The following is a 19,942-nucleotide window of genomic DNA, read 5'->3' as shown; positions in this document are numbered from 1 at the left end:
GCTAAGCGCCCCCGGTCGCTTTTGCGGCGGGCGGCGGCGTTTTGCGGGCGTAGTCGACCAGGTCCTTCGGATACACCAACTCGTCGCGGTATGCGCTGTCGTCGATATCGTAGAGGTAAGTGAACGCGGCGGCGCAGAAGGCCCAGTAGCCTACGTATGAAGAATACTCAGGCTTCATTTTCTCGTGCTTTCCCCAGAAATGCGCCAGCCCTTTCATCGAAGAATACCACTTCGACACGTACTTCTTCATCGCTTGGGTTTTGGCTGCCGGCGTGTCGCTATCTATCACGTCAACCAGCAACCCGTAGGGTTTATTCCAGAACCATTCATCTACTGGAGGACGGTCAGGCAGATAAAAAACCAGCAGTTCTTCCACCACAAGATCCACTGCATCGTACGCGCCACCTGCTACCAAGGTGTAAACGCGCGGTAGCAGATCCTCGCGATGCAGCAAAACGCAGGCACTGATCAAGCCGATAAAGTCGACATACTCATCGATAGGATCGTCCATGGCGAAGACTGGAATGTATTCGTCATCGGGCAGGCGGGCGGATGACTCTGCTTCTCTCTCATAGGCGGCGACCACTTTCGTGAGCAATTCTGCCAGGTCGGGAAGCGGATCGCCTGCCGTGTACCGCAGTTGAAACTCGCACCACAGGAAGTTTGCCAAGAATCCGAGAATCACACTTTGCTCACGCGGCACGTGCCCGTTCTCCGTCAGTTTTTGCTCGCCTTGATCTTCGTCGCGGCGATAGTGGGCTATCGTGTTGAGAAAGATCTGCTCGTCGATGTAAGGCTGGCGCCGGCGGACTAAGAAGGGAGTGGCCATTTCACCTCCAGGCACTTACGCTCATGTAGCGGAATTCCACTGCCAAATTGTCTGGCCGTATTCGGATGCATCGAACGAAGGCATGAGTTCGCCTTCATTGAAATGCCGGGCGCTGTCCTCTTTGGCTGGGCTGAACCAGTTTCCCGCCCTTGGGCAGCGCTGGCCGCCGGCAACACGCAGCATTTCATTGCCGTCCTTGAGGCGGACAGGTTTGCGCGGCATGCTGCGGGCGTAGTCCACCAAGTCCTTGGGATACACTATTTCGTTCCGATATCCGCCGTCGTCAATGTCGTAAAGATAGGTGAATGCGGCGGCGCAGAACGCCCAGTAACCAACGTAATCTGAGTACTCCGGCGAGATTTTCTCGTGCTTGCCCCAGAAATGCGCAAGGCCCTTCATGGACGGATACCACTTAGTCACATACTTTTTCATGGCCTTGGCTCTGGCGGCGGGTGTCTCGCTGTCGATCACCTCAACCAACATGCCGTAAGGTTTGTCCCAATACCATTCATCTACTGCTGGGCGGTCAGGCAAATAGAAATTCAAGAGCTCTTCAATCAGCAGATCGGTTTCATCATAGTCTGTCCCCTCCATCAGGGCAAAGATGCGCGGTATGAGGTCTTCGCGGTGCAGCAATGCTGAGACGCTAAGCAATCCTATATAGTCCACATACTCGTCGATTGGATCGTCCAGCGTGAACACAGCGCTGTATTCGTCCTCGGGTAGCCGGTCCGTTGCGTCGGCCTCGCGCTCATATGCTTCGACGACTACCGTGAGAAAAGCAGCAAGGTCAGCCAGACCTTCGCCTGCCGTGTATCGTAGCTGAAACTCACGCCAACGTCCTCCAGCTATGTAACCCAAAAGCACGGTCCCGCCACGGGGAGCATCTTTTCGCTCTGGCCACGTCTCTTCTGCCAGCTCCTCATTGCGCCGATAGGTAGCTATTGTGCTGGCAAAGCTCTGCTCATCAATATAAAGCTGGCGCCGGCGGACCTTGAACGGAGTGGTCATTTCATCTCCACGCGCTCACGCTCAGGTACCCGGATTCCACTGCCAAATTGTCTGGCCATATTCAGAGGCATCGAACGAAGGCATATGCTCGCCTTCTTTGAACTGGCGGCCACTTCCCTCTTTCGCAGGACTGAACCAGTTTCCAGCGCGCGGCATGATTGGCCACCCGCGACACGAAGCAATTCGCTTCCGTTCTCCAGTTTGACTGGCCGACGTGGCATGCTGCGAGCATACTCAACAAAGTCCTGCGGGTACGCCACCTCGTCGCGATACGCGCTGTCATCGAGGTCGTAGAGATAGGTAAAAGCCGCAGCAGAAAATGCCCAATACCCGACGTACGAAGAATACTCAGGCTTCATCTTCTCGTGCTTGCCCCAAAAATGGGCCAGTCCTTTCATCGACGAATACCACTTCGACACATACTTTTTCATCGCTTTGGTTTTGACTGCAACTGTTTCGCCGACGATGACCTCAACTAGCAGCCCGTAGGGTTTATCCCAGAGCCACTCATCCATTGCGGGACGGTCCGGTAGATAAAAACCCAGCAATTCCTCAATCAAGAAATCCACTTCGTCATATGCGCTTCCGGCCACCAAAGCGTGTATACGCGGGATCAGGTCCTCGCGATGTAGAAGTACGCAGGCACTAATCAATCCGATAAAGTCCACATACTCATCGATAGGATCATCTAGTGCAAAGACAGGAATGTACTCTTCCTCGGGCAACCGGTCCGACGACTCGGCTTCGCGTTCATACGCAACTACGACCTTGGTAAGCAACTCAGCTAGCTCGGGAAGAGGATCACCAGCGGTGTATCGTAGCTGGAATTCGCGCCAGAGGAAGCCCGCCATAAATCCAAGAATCACACTTTGCTCACGCGGCAAATGTGAATTCTCGACTAGATCTTGCTCGCCCTGTTCCGCCTCCCGGCGATAGTGCGCTATCGTATTGAGAAAGGTTTGCTCGTCGATATACGGCTGACGCCGGCGGACCGAGAACGGTGCGCTCACGATACGGCCTTAGACGCATGGCTATGCACTTGGGTTCCATTGCCAAATTGTCCGGCCGTATTCGGATGCGTTGAAGGTCGGCATAAGTTCACCATCGTTAAAGTGCCGCGCGCTGTTCTCTTTGGCTGGACTGAACCAGTTTCCCGCGCGTGGACAAGGCTGGCCTCCTGCCACCCTAAGAAATTCAGTACCGTCCTTGAGTCGGACGGGCTGGCGAGGCATACTGCGCGCATAGTCTACCAGGTCTTTGGGATACACGACTTCGTCCCGGTAAGCGGTGTCATCGATATCGTACAAGTACGTGAACGCGGCGGCACAAAATGCCCAGTATCCGACATATTCCGAGTATTCTGAAGTGACCTTTTCGTGCTTGCCCCAAAAATGCGCCAGCCCCTTCACTGACGAATACCACTTCGTCACGTACTTCTTCATGGCTTTAGCTCTGGCAACTGATGATTCGCTGTCAATCACCTCGACTAACATACCGTACGGCTTATCCCAGAACCATTCATCTACCATGGGACGCTCCGGGAGATAGAAGTTGAATAATTCTTCGATCAGGAGATCTGACCCGTCATAGTCGGTACCTTTCATGAGCGCATGGATACGTGGAATCAAATCCTCGCGGTGCAGTTTGGACGGCGCCTCGCCCGCCGTGTACCGCAACTGAAAATCGCCCCATATAGAAGTGGCCAAGGCCCCTAGAATTACGCTCCTGTCACGCTCTGTATCTCGATATCTTAGTAGTTCCTGTTCCCCAAATTCTGCTTCGCTCCGGTTGTGAGCAAGTGTATTTATAAAACTGATCTCATCGATGTAGGGCTGACGCCGCCGCTCCGAAAACGTAGCATTCACGATGGCCTGTCGCGCGTGCTTAGATACTAGGGCTCCACTGCCAGATTGTCTGGCCGTATTCGGACGCATTGAACGTCGGCATGAGCTCGCCTTCCTTGAAGTGGCGCGCGCTGTCTTCCTTGGCAGGGCTGAACCAATTTCCAGTCTGTGGGCAGGGCTGGCCGCCAGCAACACGCAGGATTTCATTTCCGTCCTTGAGGCGGACAGGTTGGCGCGGCTTACTGCGGGCGTAGTCCACCAAGTCCTTTGGATACACCGTTTCATTCCGGTATCCGCTGTCGTCGATATCATAGAGGTAAGTGAAGGCAGCGGCGCAGAACGCCCAGTAGCCGACATAGTCCGAGTATTCCGGCGTGATTTTCTCGTGCTTGCCCCAGAAATGAGCTTGCCCCTTCATCGAAGAGTACCACTTCGTCACATACTTTTGCATGCCTTTGACTTTGGCCGCTGCAGTCTCGCTGTCAATCACTTCCACCAATATACCGTAGGGCTTGTCCCAGAACCACTGATCGACCATTGGGCGATCAGGCAGATAAAAATTCAACAGTTCTTCAACCAGCAGATCTGCCTCGTCGAAATCCGTCCCTGCAAGGAGGGCGTGAATTCTGGGTATCAGATCCTCTCGATGCAGCAGGACTGCGGCGCTCAGCAAACCGATGTAATCCACGTACTCATCCATCGGGTCATTCAGCGTGAACACTGGCGCGTAATCGTTTTCTGGAACTTGGTCTCCTATCTCTGCTGCCCGCTCGTAACCTTCCACCACGACCGTAAGGAAGACAGCCAAGTCGGCAAGCGCATCGCCCGCTGTGTAGCGCAGCTGGAACTCTCGCCAGAGATTCCCCGCCATGAAGACCAGCGTCCCGCGTTGTCGCTTCGGTGAGCCCTCCTGCCGCAATAGCTTTTCCTCAGCAATCGTCTCATCGCTACGATAATGCGTGATCGTGTTTAAAAAAGTTTGTTTGTCAATATATGGCTGACGGCGCACCAGTTCAAATTCATTGTTCATTTTATTTTTTCGGCCTTGTCTTAGGGGGCTTACCCGATTTTTTGTATGTCTCGTTAGCCTTATCTATATCCACCGCATCAAACTCATTGGCAATACTGTGGTTAGCATGCTCAGATGCGAACTCCTGTGCCTCTCGAGGTTTATTAATCAAATCATTTTCTAATATCTTATTTAATGCAGAAATATGTTCCGCTGCTTCCACAGGAGTAACCAACATAACGTGACGAGTGTAGTTATCATCGACTCTAATAAATATTGATCCAAAATCTCTTCTTAGTCGCGCCTGGACCCACTCTTCACTCATCTGCAGGACTTTGGACTGCACAGGCTTTCGAGCGGGTCGAGGCCTTGCAGCTCCGGTTCTATTCCCTCCACTGCCCGGCCGTTGTCCGCCAGGAGATTGGCCCGGTACTGCTGTACCGTTTGCTTCCCCAAGCAAACTAAGTAATTGAGCCCCCGGGTTCATACTAGCCTTGGCCTCGACTACAGCATATTGACGAGGAACATTACGGTTTGTTATCCAGAGTGAATCTATGCCGCTGGTCAAAACATGAGAGCTTGGCGTGCACAAATACAAAGGAATCTCATTGTCATTAATTTTCTTGTAATCATTTTGCCATCCGCTCTTTTTGCCTCCCCTGCTCGCAGCAATTATGTCGTGCCGATTCCACTGCATTCCCCAGCTCTTCTTTTCGATAACATAATGATCAACAATGTGTTCCCCCAATAGCCCCTTCAATGCATGATTTAGGACAGCATAAGCTTCATAGGCCATTTTTTGGGCCACAGTAAGTGTGCGTCCAGATGCTTTCTTACCTTGAGTGCGAGGAGTTTCCGCCATATCCTTATGCCTCGGCGGACTACGCGCACCGTTTGCACGGCTGGCGGGGGCGCCGCTGCCGCGCACCATCGCAGCATTGCCCGCCACCGACATCGCCACGGCAGCCGCATGCTCACCCAGCAGGCCTTCCAGGAATTTGCGGATCTCGGCGGCGGCTTCGCGGATCGGGGCGGCGAGCTTGCCGCGCATGGAGCGCAGGCTGGGGGCGACGTCGCGCGCCAACTGTTCTATGCGGTCGGGGCACCACCAGTGTTTCTGGCCCAGGTAGTCCAGCATGGCAATGCAGCTTTCCAGCGCCATGTTGGCCTGGATGATGGCCGCTTGCGTGTTGCCGGCCCAGTCCAGCGCGCGCACCCAGCGCACGGCGCCGCCTTTCTTTTTGCCGAGCATGGTTTCTATCATCGCCACGCCGCTGTTGATGACGCCCTTGGCGCGCTTACGCTGCCGGTACAGCGGCTTGAACACGGTCTTGAAGGCGCTGCCCACTTCGGGGATCACGCCGAAGGCGGCGAAACCCAGGTCCACTTTCTGGTCCAGCGAGGCCTTGCCGAAGCCGCCGTGCTTGTTGATGCGGTACAGCGTGCCGGAGATGTCGCGCACGTCCATCACCTGGTCCATCACGGGGATCAGCGAGACCAGGCCGCCGATGATTTGCGCGGACACCATTTGCTCATCGTTGAAGTCGCCCATGATGAGGTCTTCCAGGAACTTCACGCAGTCGTCGATGATGCTCAAGCTTGCCCCCTTTCGTACTCGGCGCGCGCCTGCTCAACGGCCAGCCTGCCCTGCTCGCGCACCTCGGCTTTCCTGTGCTCCGGTTCGGGCAGTGGCGGCGCTTCCCAGTCGCGCGGGTCTTCGCCGAACTCCACGGTGTAGTCGCCCGGCGGCACGTTCTTCAGCTGGGCGTGGCCTTTGTCGTCCAGCTTGCCTTTGCGAACGGTGCCGTTGGCGAAGGTGACGAGGAAAGGGGCGCCAGGCACGCCGTCCAGGTCGTCGTACTGGAAGCGCAGTTCGATGTCGTTGCCGATGTTGTCCGGGTGCGGCAGCGCGGGCAGTTCGGGACTGGCGCTGGACGGGCCGGTCAGGTCTTTCATGGCGGCCTTGAAGGACATGGTGCCGGGGCCGTGCACGTCGATGTTGCCGCCTTCAAGGCGAATGTAGGCGCCCTGTGCCGTGAGCAGCACGTGCTGGCGCGCGGCGGCGGTGACGCTGCCGGCCGTGCTGGCCACGGTGATGGTTTTGTCGGCCGTGGCGCGGGTGGGGCCGGACTGGCTTTGGCTGCTGAACTTGCCGCTGGCGGCGTGCAGGCGTATGCCGGTTTCCTGGTTGGGCTTGTCCGCGTTGCCGGCTTTGCCGTAGGTGAACAGGGTGATGCCCGATTTGACCTGGTGCAGCAGGTTGCCTTGCGCGGCCTGGTCGATGTCCTGCCCGGCGGTGATGGCGCTGTGGGCCGCTGCCGTGACGATGGCGGAGGCCGGGGTGAGCGCGGCGATGCCGGCCGGGCTGGACAGCTGCAGCAGCGGCTGGCTGTAGGCGGTGGCGTCGCCCAGGCCGCCTTCGCCACCCTCGCTGCCGCCGCCCATGGCGCTGCCGCCGGCAACGGCGCAGAGCGCTGCGGCGGTCTGCGTGGTCTGCTTGATGGCTGGCAGCTCGGCCGGTGCGGGCTTGGCGCCGTTGGCGTCCGGCAGGCCGGCGTTGTGCTGCTGGGCGGTATCGGCCAGCTGGGTTTGCAGCTGGGCTGCGCTGTCAAGCTGGGTTTGCGCTTCGCGCGCGTCCATGTGGGCGCCGATGCCGCCGGCGCGGGCGTCGGCCGACAGCAGCATGCCGGCGCCGGCGCGCAGCGCCGTGGCGTGCTCGGCTTTGAGTTCGGCGCCGAAGCCGGCCGGGACAAGACGCTGGTTGTCGGTCTGGTGCCGCAGATGGCCGAGGTTGAGTTCGGCCGTGCCGGTGTGCGGGCTGGCATGGTGCTGCAAGGCCACGCGCGGCTGGCCGGGGCTGTCGTCGAACACCAGCTGGCGGTAGCTGCCGTCGCCGCGCTGGCTCGCTTGCAGGGCCTGGCTCTTGATGCCGGACAGTACGGCTGGATGCGCATGGCCAGCCGCTTCGCCGGGAAACCAGGCGGCGGCGTTGCCGGTGGCGCTGCCGCCGCCTTGCGCCACCTGGTTGCTTTGGGCGTCGGCGGCGCCTTTGCCGTTGTAGAGCACGCCGATTACGACGGGGCGGTCGATGTCGCCTTCGATGAAGTCCACCAGCACTTCCTGGCCGACGCGCGGCACGGCGTTGCTGCCCCAGTTGGCGCCCGCCACCGGGGCCAGCGGCGTTGCCACGCGCACCCAGGTGCCGGCCTGGTCGTCGGCCGGGGCGCCGGCGTGGCTGGCCGGGTCCGGGTGCGCCAGGCGGCTATGGCTGGCGTCGCCGCGCTGCCAGTGGAACTGGACCTTGATGCGGTGGTCGCGGTCGGTGTACACGGGCGCGCCGGGCGGGCCGACCACCAGCGCGGTCTGCTGGCCGCGCACGGCGGGACGGGGGCGCAGCAGCTGGCCCTGGCCGTCGTCGCGCCGCGAGCGGTAAGGGACGGCGGCGCGGATGGCTTCAATACGGTTGCGGTACAGCGGGCGCTCGGCGATGCTGTCGCCGGCAGCGTGCGCGCTGGCGGTACTGTCGAGCAGGCCTGCAGCGCGGCCGGAGGCCCCGACGGCGGCTCCGGCGCCATTGGCATCGCCTGCGCTGCGGCCGGCAGCAGCGGCGCCGACAGCAGATACGGCGGCGCTGTGCAGCACGGCGCCCAGCTCGCCATCCAGCAGGGCTTGCAGCGGGCTGGCGGGCAGCGCGCGGGCCACGCTGGCGCGCAGGTCGGCGGCCAGGTTGTTGTGCATCAGGTGGACGGCGCGCACCACCAGCATGGTGCGCGCGTCGCCGCCGGCGGCGTCCAAGGTCGCTTCGCCGCTGAGGGTGAAGGTGGTGCCGGGCAGCAGCGTGCGCACGGTGCCGGCGCCCACGTGCACTTCCTGCTGCGCTTCCAGCGCTTCCAGCTGGCGCTGCGCGATGCGCTGGCCGTGCTCTCGGCTCACATAGGCGTACAGGCCGGGCGCGTCGCGGCTGGCCAGCGGGGCGCCGTCGCCGGCCGGGTCGGCGCTGGCGGCACTGACGCTGCGCACGTCCAGCGCGCGGTAGTCCCAGCTGAGCAGCTCGACCGCGTTGGTGCCGAGCCGGAATTCGGTACGCCAGCGGTCCATGCTGTCCTGCTTCATGACGGCGCCCGGCTGCGTAAAGCGCACTTCGCCGCAGGGGTTGGGCTGGAAGCTGCCGTTGTGGTCGGCAACCACCAGCGTGTGCATGCCGAGGCTGGGGCTGGCCGGATCCGCGCTGTGCTCGTAGTAGTAGAACAGGCCCTCTTCGCTCATCAGCCGTTCGGCGAAGGCGAAGTCGCTCTCCTGGTATTGGGTGACCAGGCTGCGGCGCGGATATTGCGCGCGGTCCTGGATGTCGAAGCGCCAGGCCGGGGCCAGCTTGCCCTGCCCGTGCCAGCGCGCAAACACGGCGTCCAGGATGTCGAACACGGTCGCGTCCTGGAACACGCGGCTGTCGCGGCCGTGGGCCAGGAAGGCGGTCCATGGTTCCAGGGTGAGCGCGTAGCGGGCGAAGCCGCCGTCCGCGCCGCCCAGCTCGGCAGCGGTGATGTGGCCGTGGAAGGCGCGCGGCGCGCCGGCCTCTTGCGAGAGCACCTGCAGCACGGCCGGCTGGCCGATCAGTGCGCGCAGGCCCAGGCCGGCGTCGGTGGACAGCGCGTCGATGCGCACCCGGAAGCCTTCGCCCAGCGCCTCTTCCGCCCGCACGCGCTCGGCCAGCAGCACGTCCGCCCCGAGCGGGGTGGCAAGTTGCAACAATCGGCTTGCTTGAGTGAAGTCAGGCGCGGGCATCGGAATGTTAGCGAATTAATATGTACGGCTGAGATTACAACTCAGAAATACACATCACGCAAGAACGATTCGATTGCCGCGCAGTAACCTGCGGGCGGCGCCCGGCTTACTTCAGGGTCAGCTTCAAGGCGGGCTTTTCGCCGTAGTCTTCGTAGCGCTCGTTGATGCCGCCGATGCAGAACGTGATCTCTTCGAGGATGTCCGGCACCGCCGCTTTCATGGCGGCGGCATCCTTGATGACCACCTCCAGCACCTCGTTCGGCTTCAGGTGGAAGCTGGTCATGCCGTCTTCGTCGCGCACATAGCTCAGGCAGTCGATCCACGCGTCCATGGTGTTGCCGTAGGTGTCGGGGAAGCCGAAGGCGGCCTTGCATTCGGCGTGGAAGCTGTCGAAATCCTTGATCGCTGCGCCGTTCAATTCTGCGGTAGCCATGATTATTTTTCCTTCGGGTCGGTAACGAAACCCATCTTGCTCAGGCCGCGCGTCTGCGCGGCCGCCATCACTTGCGCTACCACTTCGTAGCGGGTGTCCTTGTCGGCCCGCAGTTGCAGCTCGGGCTGTACTTCCATCCTGGCCGCTTCGTCCAGGCGCTGCTCGAGCACGGCCTGCGCGACCGCTTCATTGTTCCAGTAAAGCTTGCCCGCGCCGTCGATGGCCACCGTCACCGTGGCCGGTTGCTGCTGCGACTGCTGCGCCTGGGCCTTGGGCAAGTCCAGCTTGACGGCGCTGGTAAAGGCCGGCGCGCCCAGGATGAAAATCACCAGCAGCACCAGCATCACGTCCACCATGGGCGTGACGTTGATGTCGGACATCGCTTCCTTCTGCCGGTGGTGGTTGAATGCGCCGAAAGCCATGGCGGTTCCTTAGCGGGCTTTGGTCAGGTAGGCGTGCAGGTCGTGCGCAAACGCGTCCAGTTCGGACAGCGTGAGGCGGTTCACGCGGTTGAATCCATTGTAGGCCAGCACCGCGGGGATCGCCACCATGAGGCCGATGCCGGTCATGATCAGCGCCTCGCCCACCGGGCCGGCGATCTTGTCGATCTGCACCGTGCCGTGGCTGGAGACGGCCGACAGCGCATGGTAGATACCCCACACCGTGCCCAGCAGGCCGACAAAGGGCGCGGTGGAGCCGATCGAGGCCAGCAGCGTCAGGCCGCTTTCCAGCTTGATGGTGGAGCGGTGGATGGCGCCGCGCAGCACGCGCGTGACCTGTTCGGCGTGGCCCATGTCGCCGGCCAGTGTGCGCTTGCTGACCACGTCCACCTGCGCTGCGCCTTGCTGGGCCAGCGGCAGGTAGATGCGCTCCGGGTCGGCCGCTTCCAGCGCGGCCACGCCGTCGCCCATGGTGGGTGCGTTCCAGAAGATTTCCACGGCGCCGGCGCTGCGCCGCACCCGCCACGAGGCGAACGCCTTGGACAGGATGAAGTACCAGCTCACCAGCGACATCGCCAGCAGCACATAGGCCACCGCGTGGCTCAGCGCATCGCCCTGCTCCCAGTAGCGGGCCAGGCTGAAGTGGTTCTCCAGGTCGTTCATCGTCAGTTCAGCGACAGCACGTCATTCATGTCGAACAGGCCCACGGACTTGTCGGCCAGGAAGCGCGCGGCGCGCACCGAACCGTTGGCATAGGACACGCGGCTGCTGGACTTGTGGCTGATCTCGATGCGCTCGCCGTCCGCCGCGAACAGCACGGTGTGGTCGCCGATGATGTCGCCGCCGCGGATGGTGGCAAAGCCGATCGAGGACGGATCGCGCGGACCGGTCACGCCTTCGCGCGCGTAGACCGCGCAATCCTTCAGGTCGCGGCCCAGCGCCTCGGCCACCACTTCGCCCATCTTCAGCGCGGTGCCGGACGGCGCGTCCACCTTGTGGCGGTGGTGCGCTTCGATGATTTCGATGTCATAGCCCACGTTCAGGTTCCTGGCCGCCAGTTGCAGCAGCTTGAGCGTAACGTTCACGCCCACGCTCATATTGGGCGCGAACACGATGGCGGTCTTCTTGGCCGCCGCGGCGATGGCCGCCTTGCCGGCCTCGTCGAAACCGGTGGTGCCGATCACCATCTTGATGCCGTGCTCGGCGCAGTAGGCCAGGTGTTCCAGCGTGCCTTCGGGGCGCGTGAAGTCGATCAGCACCTGCGCGCCGGCCAGGCCCTTGGCCAGGTCCGATTCGATGGCCACGCCGGCCGGCTTGCCGGAGAAGGCGGCGGCGTCCTGGCCCAGGCTGGGCGAACCTTCGCGGTCCAGCGCGCCGGACAGGCGCACTTCCGGCGTGCCCTGCACGGCTTCGATCAGCATGCGGCCCATGCGGCCGCTCGCGCCCGCGATTGCAATGTTCAGTTCAGTCATGCTCGGTCCTTCTTACTTCGATTCGATTTTCGGCGTGACCGGCACGGCCGCGCCTGCGCCCGAGTCGGTGCCGGCCGGCAGCGGCGCCGAGGTCGGCGACACGCCCTTGTTCTGCTCTTTCAGCACCTGCTTGGCGTTTTTCGGCGGACCGGCGATCAGCGCGATGTACTCCTGCTCGGTGGGCAGGTTGCCGCCTTCGAAGCGGTCGACCTTGCCTTCCTTGAAGTACACCACCACGGTGCTGTCGATGGTCTCGCCATTGCCGCGCGCCAGGCGGAACGGATAGTCCCAGCGGTCGGCGTGGAAGATGTCCTGCAGCAGCGGGGTGCCGAGGATGAAGCGGACCTGGTCGCGCGTCATGCCGGGCTTCAGCTGCTGCAGCATTTCCTGGGAGATGAAGTTGCCCTGCTGGATGTCGGGACGGTAAGGGGAGAAGAACCACATGAATTTCTGCAGCTGCGAAATGCTGCGGACCTGGGCGCCCTTGCCGGCCACCACCGCGTTGTCTTCGACTTTCAGGTCAGCCTTCTTTTCGCCCAGCGTGCTGAGCGAGGCGCAGCCGGAAACGGCCAGCGCAAGGCAAATCGCGCCCGCCGCGAGGGGCGTGCGGCGTTTCATAGTGTGCAACATGGACTGCGGTATAGCCTGGGTGATGCGCATAAATGACCTCAAATCGATTGAGCGGAAGTGCCAAAACACTATATGATAAAGCACATTGTCCCACACACGAGTAAGAAACATGAGCAACAACCCAACCGACCTGAAGGCAAGCGGCCTGAAAGCGACTTTACCGCGCCTGAAGATCCTCGACATTTTCCAGAATAGCCCGGTGCGCCACCTGACTGCGGAGGATGTTTACAAGATCCTGCTGGCGGACAATATGGATGTTGGCCTGGCAACGGTCTACCGTGTGCTGACCCAGTTCGAGCAGGCCGGCCTGCTGAACCGCAACCACTTCGAGACCGGCAAAGCCATCTTCGAGCTGAACGCCGGCTCGCACCATGACCACCTGGTGTGCCTGGACTGCGGCCGGGTGGAAGAATTCTTCGACGAAGAAATCGAGCAGCGCCAGCAAAGCATTGCCGAAGCGCGCGGCTTCAAGATCGCCGAGCACGCGCTGGCCATCTACGGCAACTGCGTCAAGACGGCCTGCCCGCACAAGCCGTAATTTCCTGAGTGGTTGGCGCGTGGTCGCCTGATGGCTGCCTGATGGCTGCCTGATGGTAGCCTAGTGGTTGCTGAGGGCGTTTGACAGCAGCTTGGCGGTGATGTCGACGATCGGTATCACCCGTTCATACGCCATGCGCGTCGGCCCGATCACCCCCAGCGTGCCGACAATCTTGCCGTTCGCCTCGTACGGCGCGGTCACCACGCTCATCTCGTCCATCGGCACCAGGTTCGACTCGCCGCCGATGTAGATCTGCACGCCGGAAGCCTTGCTCGACACGTCCAGCAGCTGCATCAGGCCGGTCTTCTGCTCGAACATGTCGAACATCTGGCGCAGCGACGTCATGTTGGACGACAAGTCGCTCACCGACAGCAGGTTGCGCTCGCCGGAAATGACCATGTCGTCCGCGCTGTCGGCCATCGCTTCGCTGCCGGCCTCCACTGCCTGCTGCATCAGGCGTCCCATGTCGGTCTGCAGCTGGCGCAGCTCGCCCTGCATGCGTCCGCGCACTTCCTCCAGCGCCAGGCCGCTGTAATGCTGGTTGATGTAGTTGGCCGATTGCACCAGCTGGGCCGGCGTGTAGTCGACGTCGGTCAGCAGCATGCGGTTCTGCACGTCGCCGGCCGGGCTGACGATCACCAGCAGGATGCGCTTCTCCGACAGGCGCAGGAATTCAATCTGCTGGAACACCGACTCGTGGCGCGGCGCCATCACCACCCCGGCAAACTGGGACAGCGAGGACAGCATCTGCGCCGCGTTGGCGATCAGCTTTTGCGGCTGCTGGCTGGGCAGGCGCATGCGCGCCTCCACCGAGCTCTCGTCGATATGCTGCACCGTCAGCAGCGTGTCGACGAAGATGCGGTAGCCGCGCGGCGTGGGAATGCGGCCGGCCGAGGTGTGCGGGCTGGATACGTAGCCCAGCTCCTCCAGGTCCGCCATGATGTTGCGGATGGTGGCCGGGGACAGCTCCAGTCCCGAGATTTTCGACAGCGCGCGCGAGCCTACCGGCTGGCCGTCGGCAATGTAGCGCTCCACGAGCGCCTTGAGCAGGGTTTGGGCACGAATATCGAGTTGCATAGGGTTATTATGCACGCAGACGCGCGCTGGCTGTAGATCAATCTGCCAGCTGGGTCTCCAGCCAGTGCAGAAGTTCGTCGAATGTGGCGCAGACGGCGTCCGGCGCGATGCCGTGCGCCTCGGCCTCGGCCAGGGCGGCGGCGCCGCGCCGGTTCATCCACACCGCGCGCAGGCCGGCGCGCTGGGCGCCCTCCACGTCCAGTTTCAAATCGTCGCCGACATATACCGCCGCCGACGGCGGCACGTTCAGCACCCGGCACGCTTCCAGGAAAATGGCCGGGTCCGGCTTGGCGCTGCCGAAGTGGGCGGCCGCCAGCGACACCTTGAAATGGTGGGCCATGCCGACAACTTCAAGATCCGCGTTGCCGTTGGTGATGGTGCCCAGCACCAGGCGCTCCTTCAGCTTGAGCAGGCCGGGCAGCACATCATCGTACAGCTGGACGGCGTTGCGCGCGGCCGAGAAATGGCGCATGGCGCCGTCCAGGTGGCGCTCGTCCTCGCCCAGCTCAGCGAACGCCGCCTGCAGGCCGGCGCGGCGCAGGCTGGCTAGGTCCACGTGCAGCTCGGGGCGCTCGACCAGCAGCGCCATGCGGCGCGCGCGCAGCTGGTCGATGGAGAACTGCTGCGCCACGCGCGGGGCGTGCTCGGCCAGCCAGGCGTGCAGGGTCACTTCGGCCTGGGCGATCACCGGGGCAATCGGCCACAGCGTGTCGTCCAGGTCGAACAGGATGGCTTTCGGGGGCATGCGGGCAGTCATGGCGGTATTGTCGCACGGCTGCGGCGGCATGGGGAGCACGCGGCGGCGCTGCGGTTGCGGTGCAAGGCAGGGCCAGCGCATGCTAAATTAGCGGATTGTCCACACGGAGTGTCCCTTGCCCCAACTGCCCGCCTTGCGCGCCCCCTCCCCGCTGCCATTGTCGCCGCTATGGCGGGCATGGCGGCCGCTGGCCGCGCTGGCCCAGCTGGCTTTGCTGGCAGCCTGTTCCCTCCAGCCCACGGCAGGGCCGGCACAGCTGTCCGCCCCGGCCGCACCGGACGCGCAGGGCGGCTACGCCGCCTACGTGCTGGTGGGCGAGTCCGGCGCCGTCGCGCGCGTGGTGCTCGACGCGGCAGCCTGCCCCGCCATCGTGGTCGATGGCGCCAGCCGCCCGATGGCGCAGCGCGCCGCGCCGGCCACCCTGCCGCTGCGCCCCAACGCCACCAAGGGCGACGCCAAGCCCTCCGCCTTCCCGCTACGCGTGTGCGAAGCGGACCTGCCGCCCGGAGCCGCCAGCGCCAGGGTGGAAGGGCCGGGCTTTGCCACCGCCTTGCCGCTGCCGCGCCCCGCGCCGCAGCGCATCGTCGTCATCGGCGACACCGGCTGCCGCCTTAAAAGGAGCGGCAACGAATTCCAGGACTGCAACGACCCGCAAGCCTACCCCTTCGCCACGGTGGCGGCGGCGGCGGCGGCCTGGAAGCCGGACCTGGTGGTGCACGTGGGCGACTACCACTACCGGGAAAGCCCCTGCCCGCCCGGCAAGGCGGGCTGCGCCGGCAGCCCCTACGGCTACGGCTGGGACACCTGGCGCGAAGACTTCTTCCGCCCCGGGGCCGCCCTGCTGGCGGCCGCGCCATGGGTCGTGGCGCGCGGCAACCACGAACACTGCGAGCGCGCCGGGCAGGGCTGGTGGCGCCTGCTCGACCCACGCCCCCTGCAGAGCGGCCGCGACTGCATCGATCCCGCACGCGACGGCGACGCCAACTACAGCGCGCCCTACGCCGTACCGCTGGGCGGCGGCGCCCAGCTGCTGGTGGCCGACACGGCTTCCACCACCTGGAAAGGGCTGAAACCGGGGGACACCGGCCACGAGCAATACCGCGCCACCTACCAGCGGCTGGACGGGCTGGCGCAGCAGGCCGAGTGGAACATCGCCGTGATGCACCACCCCATCCTGGGTGTGGGCGCCGAAGTCCAGCCGAACGGGGCGCTGGCCTGGCACCTGGGCGACCTCGGCCTGCAGCAAAGCTTCGGTTCGCTCAATCCGCAGCTGTTGCCGGCGCGGGTGCAGGCGCTGCTGTCCGGGCATGTGCACCTGTGGCAGCAGCTGAGCTTTTCCAGTGCGCACCCGACCCAGTTCGTGGCAGGCTTCTCCGGCACCGCCGAGGCCATGGCCCCGCTGCCGGCCAGGCTACCGGCCGGCATCACCCCGGCGCCCGGTGCGGTGGTCGATCAGTTCAGCAGCTGGATAGGCGGCTTCGGCTTCATGGCCATGGAGCGCGGCGCGCCGGGCGAGTGGAGTGTGACGGTGCACGACCGCCATGGCGCGATAAAAAACCGCTGCCGTATCAGCGGCCGACGCTCCGTATGCAGCGTGACACAAGTACAATAGCCGGTTTCGCATGTCAAAAGTCACAAGCTGTTACAAGTTGCCGGTTCCGGATGCACTAAAATAGGCGCCGATTGCGCCTCTTGCCTCCGCAGCCGCAAGGCCCGGCCTTCCTTACCTTTGTACCTACATCAGTATCTGGAGAGTTTTATGAAAAGTTTGACCTCGCGTTGCGGCGCCGCCCTGCTGTTGGCCAGCGCGCTGGCCGCTTGCGGCGGCAGCGACAGCGGCAGCCTGCCGGTGAGCGGCAGCATTATCGGCCTGAACCGTGCCGGCCTGATCCTGAGCAACGGCGGCAAGCAGCTGGTGATCGACGGCGCGCCGTCCAGCTTCTCCTTCCCCGACCTGCTGGCGCCGGACACCGCGTTCGAAGTGAAGGTCGACAAGAGCCCGGACGGCCAGACTTGCCTGCCGAGCAACAACAAGAACAAGATCAACTACTACACCTACAGCACCACGGTGATCACCTGCTCCACCGAGCCGTTTGCGCTGGGCGGCACGGTTAGCGGCCTGACCGGCGCCGGCCTGGCATTGGCCAACGGCGACAACACGGTGGCCATCCTGCCTGGCGCCACCACGTTCACCTTCCCGGTCCCGGTGCCGAACGGCGCGCCGTACGGCGTGACCGTGCTCACGCAGCCGGCCGGGCAGAACTGCACCGTCGCCAACGGCACTGCGGCCAAGATGCCGATGGCCGCCGTCAACACCGTCGCCGTGACCTGCGTGAACAAACCTGCGTGATCAAACAAGCCTGGAGCAATACATGAAAGCATTCCCTGTACGCACTACCGCTGCGGCGGCCCTGCTGCTGGCGCTGAGCGCCTGCGGCGGCAAAGCGTCGTTCGACGTGGCCGGCGTGTTCGTCACCAGCCAAGGCGTTTCGCAGCCGATGGCCAATAGCGGCCTGGTGCTGCAAAACGGCAGCGACAACCTGCCGGTGCCGGTGGGCGCCACCACCTTCAAGTTCGGCAACAGCATTTCCTACGGTACCGCCTACGACATCAAGGTGCTGAAGCAGCCGGACCACATGACGTGCAGCGTGGTCAACGGCAGCGGTTCGGCCGGCCACACCGCCTCCATCTCGGCCAGCGTAATCTGCACCCAGAACACCTACACCATAGGCGGCACGGTCACCGGCATCACCGGCGACTACAACGTCAAGCTGACCAACGGCAGCCTGGGCGGCCAGGTCCTGCTGACCAAGGACACGCCGAACTTCACCTTCGGCACCCCGGTCGCGGATGGCCAGGCCTACGGCGTGTCCGTGCTGGAAATCACCTCGGTCACGGTCAGCCCGGTCAAGCTGGGCTGCAGCGTTGCCAATGGCACCGACGTGATGGGCAACGCCCCGCGCGCCAACATCGTGGTGACCTGCGCACCGACGCCGTAAGAAGGAGCGGGGAGATATAAATTAGCAGAATAACTGGTATCGCCAAAATAAATTGGCGATATATTCTGCGGCGCAGCATAATGCACCTGTCTCCTCCATTTCTTCCCAAAGAATTGGATTTAGCCCGCTCCCTGAGCGGGCTTTTTTTTTGCTTGCTCCAACGCAAAATGGGGTCAGGGTTAATTATCTATGCGTGGATTGCATAGATAATTAACCCTGACCCCATTTTGGGGTTGGGAAAGTTAGACCGGTTTCAGCAAGTTGGCGAGGGCGACATAGCCTTCCAGCGCGACCGTCTCGGGGCGGGCGGTGGGGTCGATGCCGGCGGCGCGGATCTGCTCTTCGGTGAACATGCCGGACAGGCAGTTGCGGATCACCTTGCGGCGCTGGGAGAACGCCTTCTGCACCACCGCTTCCAGGGTCTCGCGGTCGCACGGCAGCGGCTTGGCCACCGGGATCATGCGCACGATGGCCGAATCGACCTTTGGCGGCGGGTCGAACGCTTCCGGCGGCACCACGAACAGCAGGTCCATGTGGTAGCGCCATTGCAGCATCACCGACAGCCGGCCATATACCTTGCTGCCCGGCTCGGCCACCATGCGCTCGACCACTTCTTTTTGCAGCATGAAGTGCTGGTCCTGCACCTGCGGCGCGAAGTCGGCCAGGTGGAACAGGAGCGGGCTGGAGATGTTGTACGGCAGGTTGCCGACCACCCGCAGCTTTTGCCCTGCCGGCACCGGGATGCTGCCGAAGTCGAACTTGAGCGCGTCGCCGGAGTGGATGGTCAGCTTGTCGCGCGGGTATTTCTTTTCCAGCCGCGCCACCAGGTCGCGGTCCAGCTCGACCACGTGCATGTGGGGCAACGAACGCAGCAGCTGGTCGGTCATCGCGGCCAGCCCGGGGCCGATTTCCACCATGGCGTCGCCGGGGCGCGGGTTGATGGATTCGGTGATGCTGGACAGGACGTTGTCGTCGTGCAGGAAGTTCTGGCCGAAGCGTTTGCGTGCGATGTGTTTCATGGTTGTTCTTTTAAATGTGGTGAGCGGCGCCGGCCATGGCGGCGGCCGCGGCGATGGCCGCTTCCATGCTGCCGCATTCGGCGCGGCCCAGGCCTTGCGCGGCCAGGTCGAGCGCGGTGCCGTGGTCGACCGAGGTGCGGATCAGCGGCAGGCCGAGCGTGATGTTGATGCCGCGCCCGAAGGTGGCGTATTTGAGCACCGGCAGGCCCTGGTCGTGGTACATGGCCAGCACGCAGTCGGCGTCGCGCAGGTATTTGGGCTGGAACAGGGTGTCGGCCGGATAGGGGCCGCTGGCGGCGATGCCGCGCCCCTGCGCCGCCGCGATGGCCGGGGCCACCACGTCGAGGTCTTCGCGCCCCAGGTAACCGTTTTCGCCCGCGTGCGGGTTCAGGCCGGCCACCAGGATGCGCGGCGCGGCGATGCCGAATTTAGTCTTCAGGTCGTGCGCGATGATGTCCAGCGTGGTGCCCAGGCTGTCCACCGTCAGCGCGCCGGCGACATCCTTGAGCGGCAAATGGGTGGTGGCCAGGGCCACCCGCAGCGGCGGCTGCGGCGCCTCGCCGGCCGGCGACAGCGGTTGCCCGGCCAGCATCATCACCACTTGCGCGGTGCCGGTTTTTTCGGCGAAGTATTCGGTGTGGCCGGAGAACGGCACGCCGGCGTCGTTGATGGTGCTCTTTTGCAGCGGCGCCGTGGCCACCGCGTCGAACCAGCCGGCGCCGATGCCTTCGATGGCCGCGTCCAGCGTGGCCAGCACGGCACGGCCGTTTTCCTTGTCCAGCGTGCCGGGCACCACGTGCGCGGCCAGCGGCACGTCGATCACGCTGACGGTGCCGGGGCCGAAGTGCGGCAGGCCGCCGTTGCGCACCGCCTGCAGCGACAGCGCGGACAGCCGGATCTCGGGGTCGATATAGCTGGCCGTCATGGCCAGGAAGGCGGCGTCGCCCAGCAGCACGCAATTGACTTCCTTGCGCATGGCCCAGGCGGCGCGGATGGAAATTTCCGGACCGATGCCGGCCGGTTCGCCCACCGTGACCGCAATGGCCGGGCGGGCGCCGGGGGGGCGCACTCTGGGGCGCCCGGATTGCAGAGTGGCGCTCAT

Annotated in this window: 20 protein-coding genes; 4 read left to right on the top strand and 16 right to left on the bottom strand. The window is 63.3% G+C overall.

The genetic code is table 11. From position 1 onward, the window contains the following. Nucleotide 1: 1 nt before the first annotated feature. The 12 genes from ASD15_RS00815 to ASD15_RS00760 all read right to left on the bottom strand — a co-directional run bounded on the left by ASD15_RS00815 (nucleotide 2) and on the right by ASD15_RS00760 (nucleotide 12,438). On the bottom strand, nucleotides 2-829 hold the full coding sequence (locus tag ASD15_RS00815) for a PoNe immunity protein domain-containing protein (RefSeq protein ID WP_057152778.1): 828 nt from the start codon (nucleotides 827-829) through the stop codon (nucleotides 2-4). Between the two features lie 21 nt (nucleotides 830-850). Then, nucleotides 851-1,840 carry a PoNe immunity protein domain-containing protein gene (locus ASD15_RS00810; RefSeq protein WP_057152777.1) on the bottom strand — a complete coding sequence of 330 codons (990 nt, stop codon included), beginning with the start codon at nucleotides 1,838-1,840 and terminating at the stop codon, nucleotides 851-853. Continuing rightward, nucleotides 1,837-2,850 (bottom strand): PoNe immunity protein domain-containing protein, encoded by a 1,014-nt coding sequence (locus ASD15_RS00805; protein WP_057152776.1) that lies wholly within the window; start codon nucleotides 2,848-2,850, stop codon nucleotides 1,837-1,839. The genes ASD15_RS00810 and ASD15_RS00805 overlap by 4 nt, the downstream gene beginning before the upstream one ends. 21 nt (nucleotides 2,851-2,871) lie before the next feature. Continuing rightward, the gene (locus tag ASD15_RS32735) at nucleotides 2,872-3,546 is read right to left on the bottom strand and encodes a PoNe immunity protein domain-containing protein (RefSeq protein WP_057152775.1); all 675 of its coding nucleotides are present in this window, start codon (nucleotides 3,544-3,546) and stop codon (nucleotides 2,872-2,874) included. 178 nt (nucleotides 3,547-3,724) lie between these two features. Next, nucleotides 3,725-4,714, bottom strand: coding sequence for a PoNe immunity protein domain-containing protein (locus ASD15_RS00795; protein ID WP_082551453.1), 990 nt, complete (start codon nucleotides 4,712-4,714; stop codon nucleotides 3,725-3,727). 1 nt (nucleotide 4,715) lies between these two features. Continuing rightward, the gene (locus ASD15_RS00790) at nucleotides 4,716-6,290 is read right to left on the bottom strand and encodes a hypothetical protein (RefSeq protein WP_057152773.1); all 1,575 of its coding nucleotides are present in this window, start codon (nucleotides 6,288-6,290) and stop codon (nucleotides 4,716-4,718) included. Further along, nucleotides 6,287-9,475: a type VI secretion system Vgr family protein gene (gene tssI, locus ASD15_RS00785; protein WP_082551452.1), complete on the bottom strand. Its 3,189-nt coding sequence runs from the start codon at nucleotides 9,473-9,475 to the stop codon at nucleotides 6,287-6,289. Before tssI ends, ASD15_RS00790 begins: the two co-directional genes overlap by 4 nt. Nucleotides 9,476-9,581: 106 nt before the next feature. After that, entirely contained in the window at nucleotides 9,582-9,908 is a 327-nt protein-coding gene (locus tag ASD15_RS00780; RefSeq protein ID WP_057152772.1) for a barstar family protein, read from the bottom strand. A 2-nt stretch (nucleotides 9,909-9,910) separates the two neighbouring features. After that, the gene (locus ASD15_RS00775; RefSeq protein ID WP_057152771.1) at nucleotides 9,911-10,330 is read right to left on the bottom strand and encodes a biopolymer transporter ExbD; all 420 of its coding nucleotides are present in this window, start codon (nucleotides 10,328-10,330) and stop codon (nucleotides 9,911-9,913) included. Nucleotides 10,331-10,339: 9 nt separating this feature from the next. Next, nucleotides 10,340-11,011 carry a MotA/TolQ/ExbB proton channel family protein gene (locus tag ASD15_RS00770; RefSeq protein ID WP_057152770.1) on the bottom strand — a complete coding sequence of 224 codons (672 nt, stop codon included), beginning with the start codon at nucleotides 11,009-11,011 and terminating at the stop codon, nucleotides 10,340-10,342. A gap of 2 nt (nucleotides 11,012-11,013) precedes the next feature. Next, a complete protein-coding gene (gene dapB, locus ASD15_RS00765) occupies nucleotides 11,014-11,820 on the bottom strand; it encodes a 4-hydroxy-tetrahydrodipicolinate reductase (RefSeq protein WP_057152769.1) in 807 nt (268 codons plus the stop codon). 12 nt (nucleotides 11,821-11,832) lie between these two features. Beyond that, nucleotides 11,833-12,438: an outer membrane protein assembly factor BamE gene (locus ASD15_RS00760; RefSeq protein ID WP_229418010.1), complete on the bottom strand. Its 606-nt coding sequence runs from the start codon at nucleotides 12,436-12,438 to the stop codon at nucleotides 11,833-11,835. A 121-nt stretch (nucleotides 12,439-12,559) separates the two neighbouring features. Here ASD15_RS00760 and fur point away from each other — a divergent pair, with 121 nt between their 5' ends. After that, on the top strand, nucleotides 12,560-12,988 hold the full coding sequence (gene fur, locus ASD15_RS00755) for a ferric iron uptake transcriptional regulator (protein ID WP_057152767.1): 429 nt from the start codon (nucleotides 12,560-12,562) through the stop codon (nucleotides 12,986-12,988). Nucleotides 12,989-13,048: 60 nt separating this feature from the next. Here fur and hrcA read toward each other — a convergent pair whose 3' ends face one another. Continuing rightward, nucleotides 13,049-14,065: a heat-inducible transcriptional repressor HrcA gene (hrcA, locus tag ASD15_RS00750; protein ID WP_057152766.1), complete on the bottom strand. Its 1,017-nt coding sequence runs from the start codon at nucleotides 14,063-14,065 to the stop codon at nucleotides 13,049-13,051. A gap of 37 nt (nucleotides 14,066-14,102) precedes the next feature. Continuing rightward, entirely contained in the window at nucleotides 14,103-14,822 is a 720-nt protein-coding gene (locus ASD15_RS00745) for an HAD family hydrolase (RefSeq protein ID WP_229418009.1), read from the bottom strand. A gap of 115 nt (nucleotides 14,823-14,937) precedes the next feature. On the opposite strand from ASD15_RS00745, the gene ASD15_RS00740 reads away from it, so the two are divergent. The 3 genes from ASD15_RS00740 (at nucleotide 14,938) to ASD15_RS00730 (ending at nucleotide 17,821) form a co-directional block, all read left to right on the top strand. Continuing rightward, nucleotides 14,938-16,434 carry a metallophosphoesterase gene (locus ASD15_RS00740; protein ID WP_229418008.1) on the top strand — a complete coding sequence of 499 codons (1,497 nt, stop codon included), beginning with the start codon at nucleotides 14,938-14,940 and terminating at the stop codon, nucleotides 16,432-16,434. A 147-nt stretch (nucleotides 16,435-16,581) separates the two neighbouring features. Next, on the top strand, nucleotides 16,582-17,172 hold the full coding sequence (locus tag ASD15_RS00735) for a hypothetical protein (RefSeq protein ID WP_057152765.1): 591 nt from the start codon (nucleotides 16,582-16,584) through the stop codon (nucleotides 17,170-17,172). A gap of 22 nt (nucleotides 17,173-17,194) precedes the next feature. Then, the gene (locus ASD15_RS00730; protein ID WP_057152764.1) at nucleotides 17,195-17,821 is read left to right on the top strand and encodes a hypothetical protein; all 627 of its coding nucleotides are present in this window, start codon (nucleotides 17,195-17,197) and stop codon (nucleotides 17,819-17,821) included. 242 nt (nucleotides 17,822-18,063) lie between these two features. Here ASD15_RS00730 and rsmA read toward each other — a convergent pair whose 3' ends face one another. Beyond that, nucleotides 18,064-18,840: a 16S rRNA (adenine(1518)-N(6)/adenine(1519)-N(6))-dimethyltransferase RsmA gene (rsmA, locus tag ASD15_RS00725; protein ID WP_057152763.1), complete on the bottom strand. Its 777-nt coding sequence runs from the start codon at nucleotides 18,838-18,840 to the stop codon at nucleotides 18,064-18,066. 10 nt (nucleotides 18,841-18,850) lie between these two features. Beyond that, nucleotides 18,851-19,942 carry a 4-hydroxythreonine-4-phosphate dehydrogenase PdxA gene (gene pdxA / locus ASD15_RS00720; protein ID WP_057152762.1) on the bottom strand — a complete coding sequence of 364 codons (1,092 nt, stop codon included), beginning with the start codon at nucleotides 19,940-19,942 and terminating at the stop codon, nucleotides 18,851-18,853.

This window comes from Massilia sp. Root351, assembly GCF_001425045.1.
In the GTDB taxonomy this organism is placed as follows: Bacteria; Pseudomonadota; Gammaproteobacteria; order Burkholderiales; family Burkholderiaceae_D; genus Rugamonas.
Note: the sequence above shows the minus strand (reverse complement) of the source record. Positions and strands in the feature narration are given on the sequence as shown.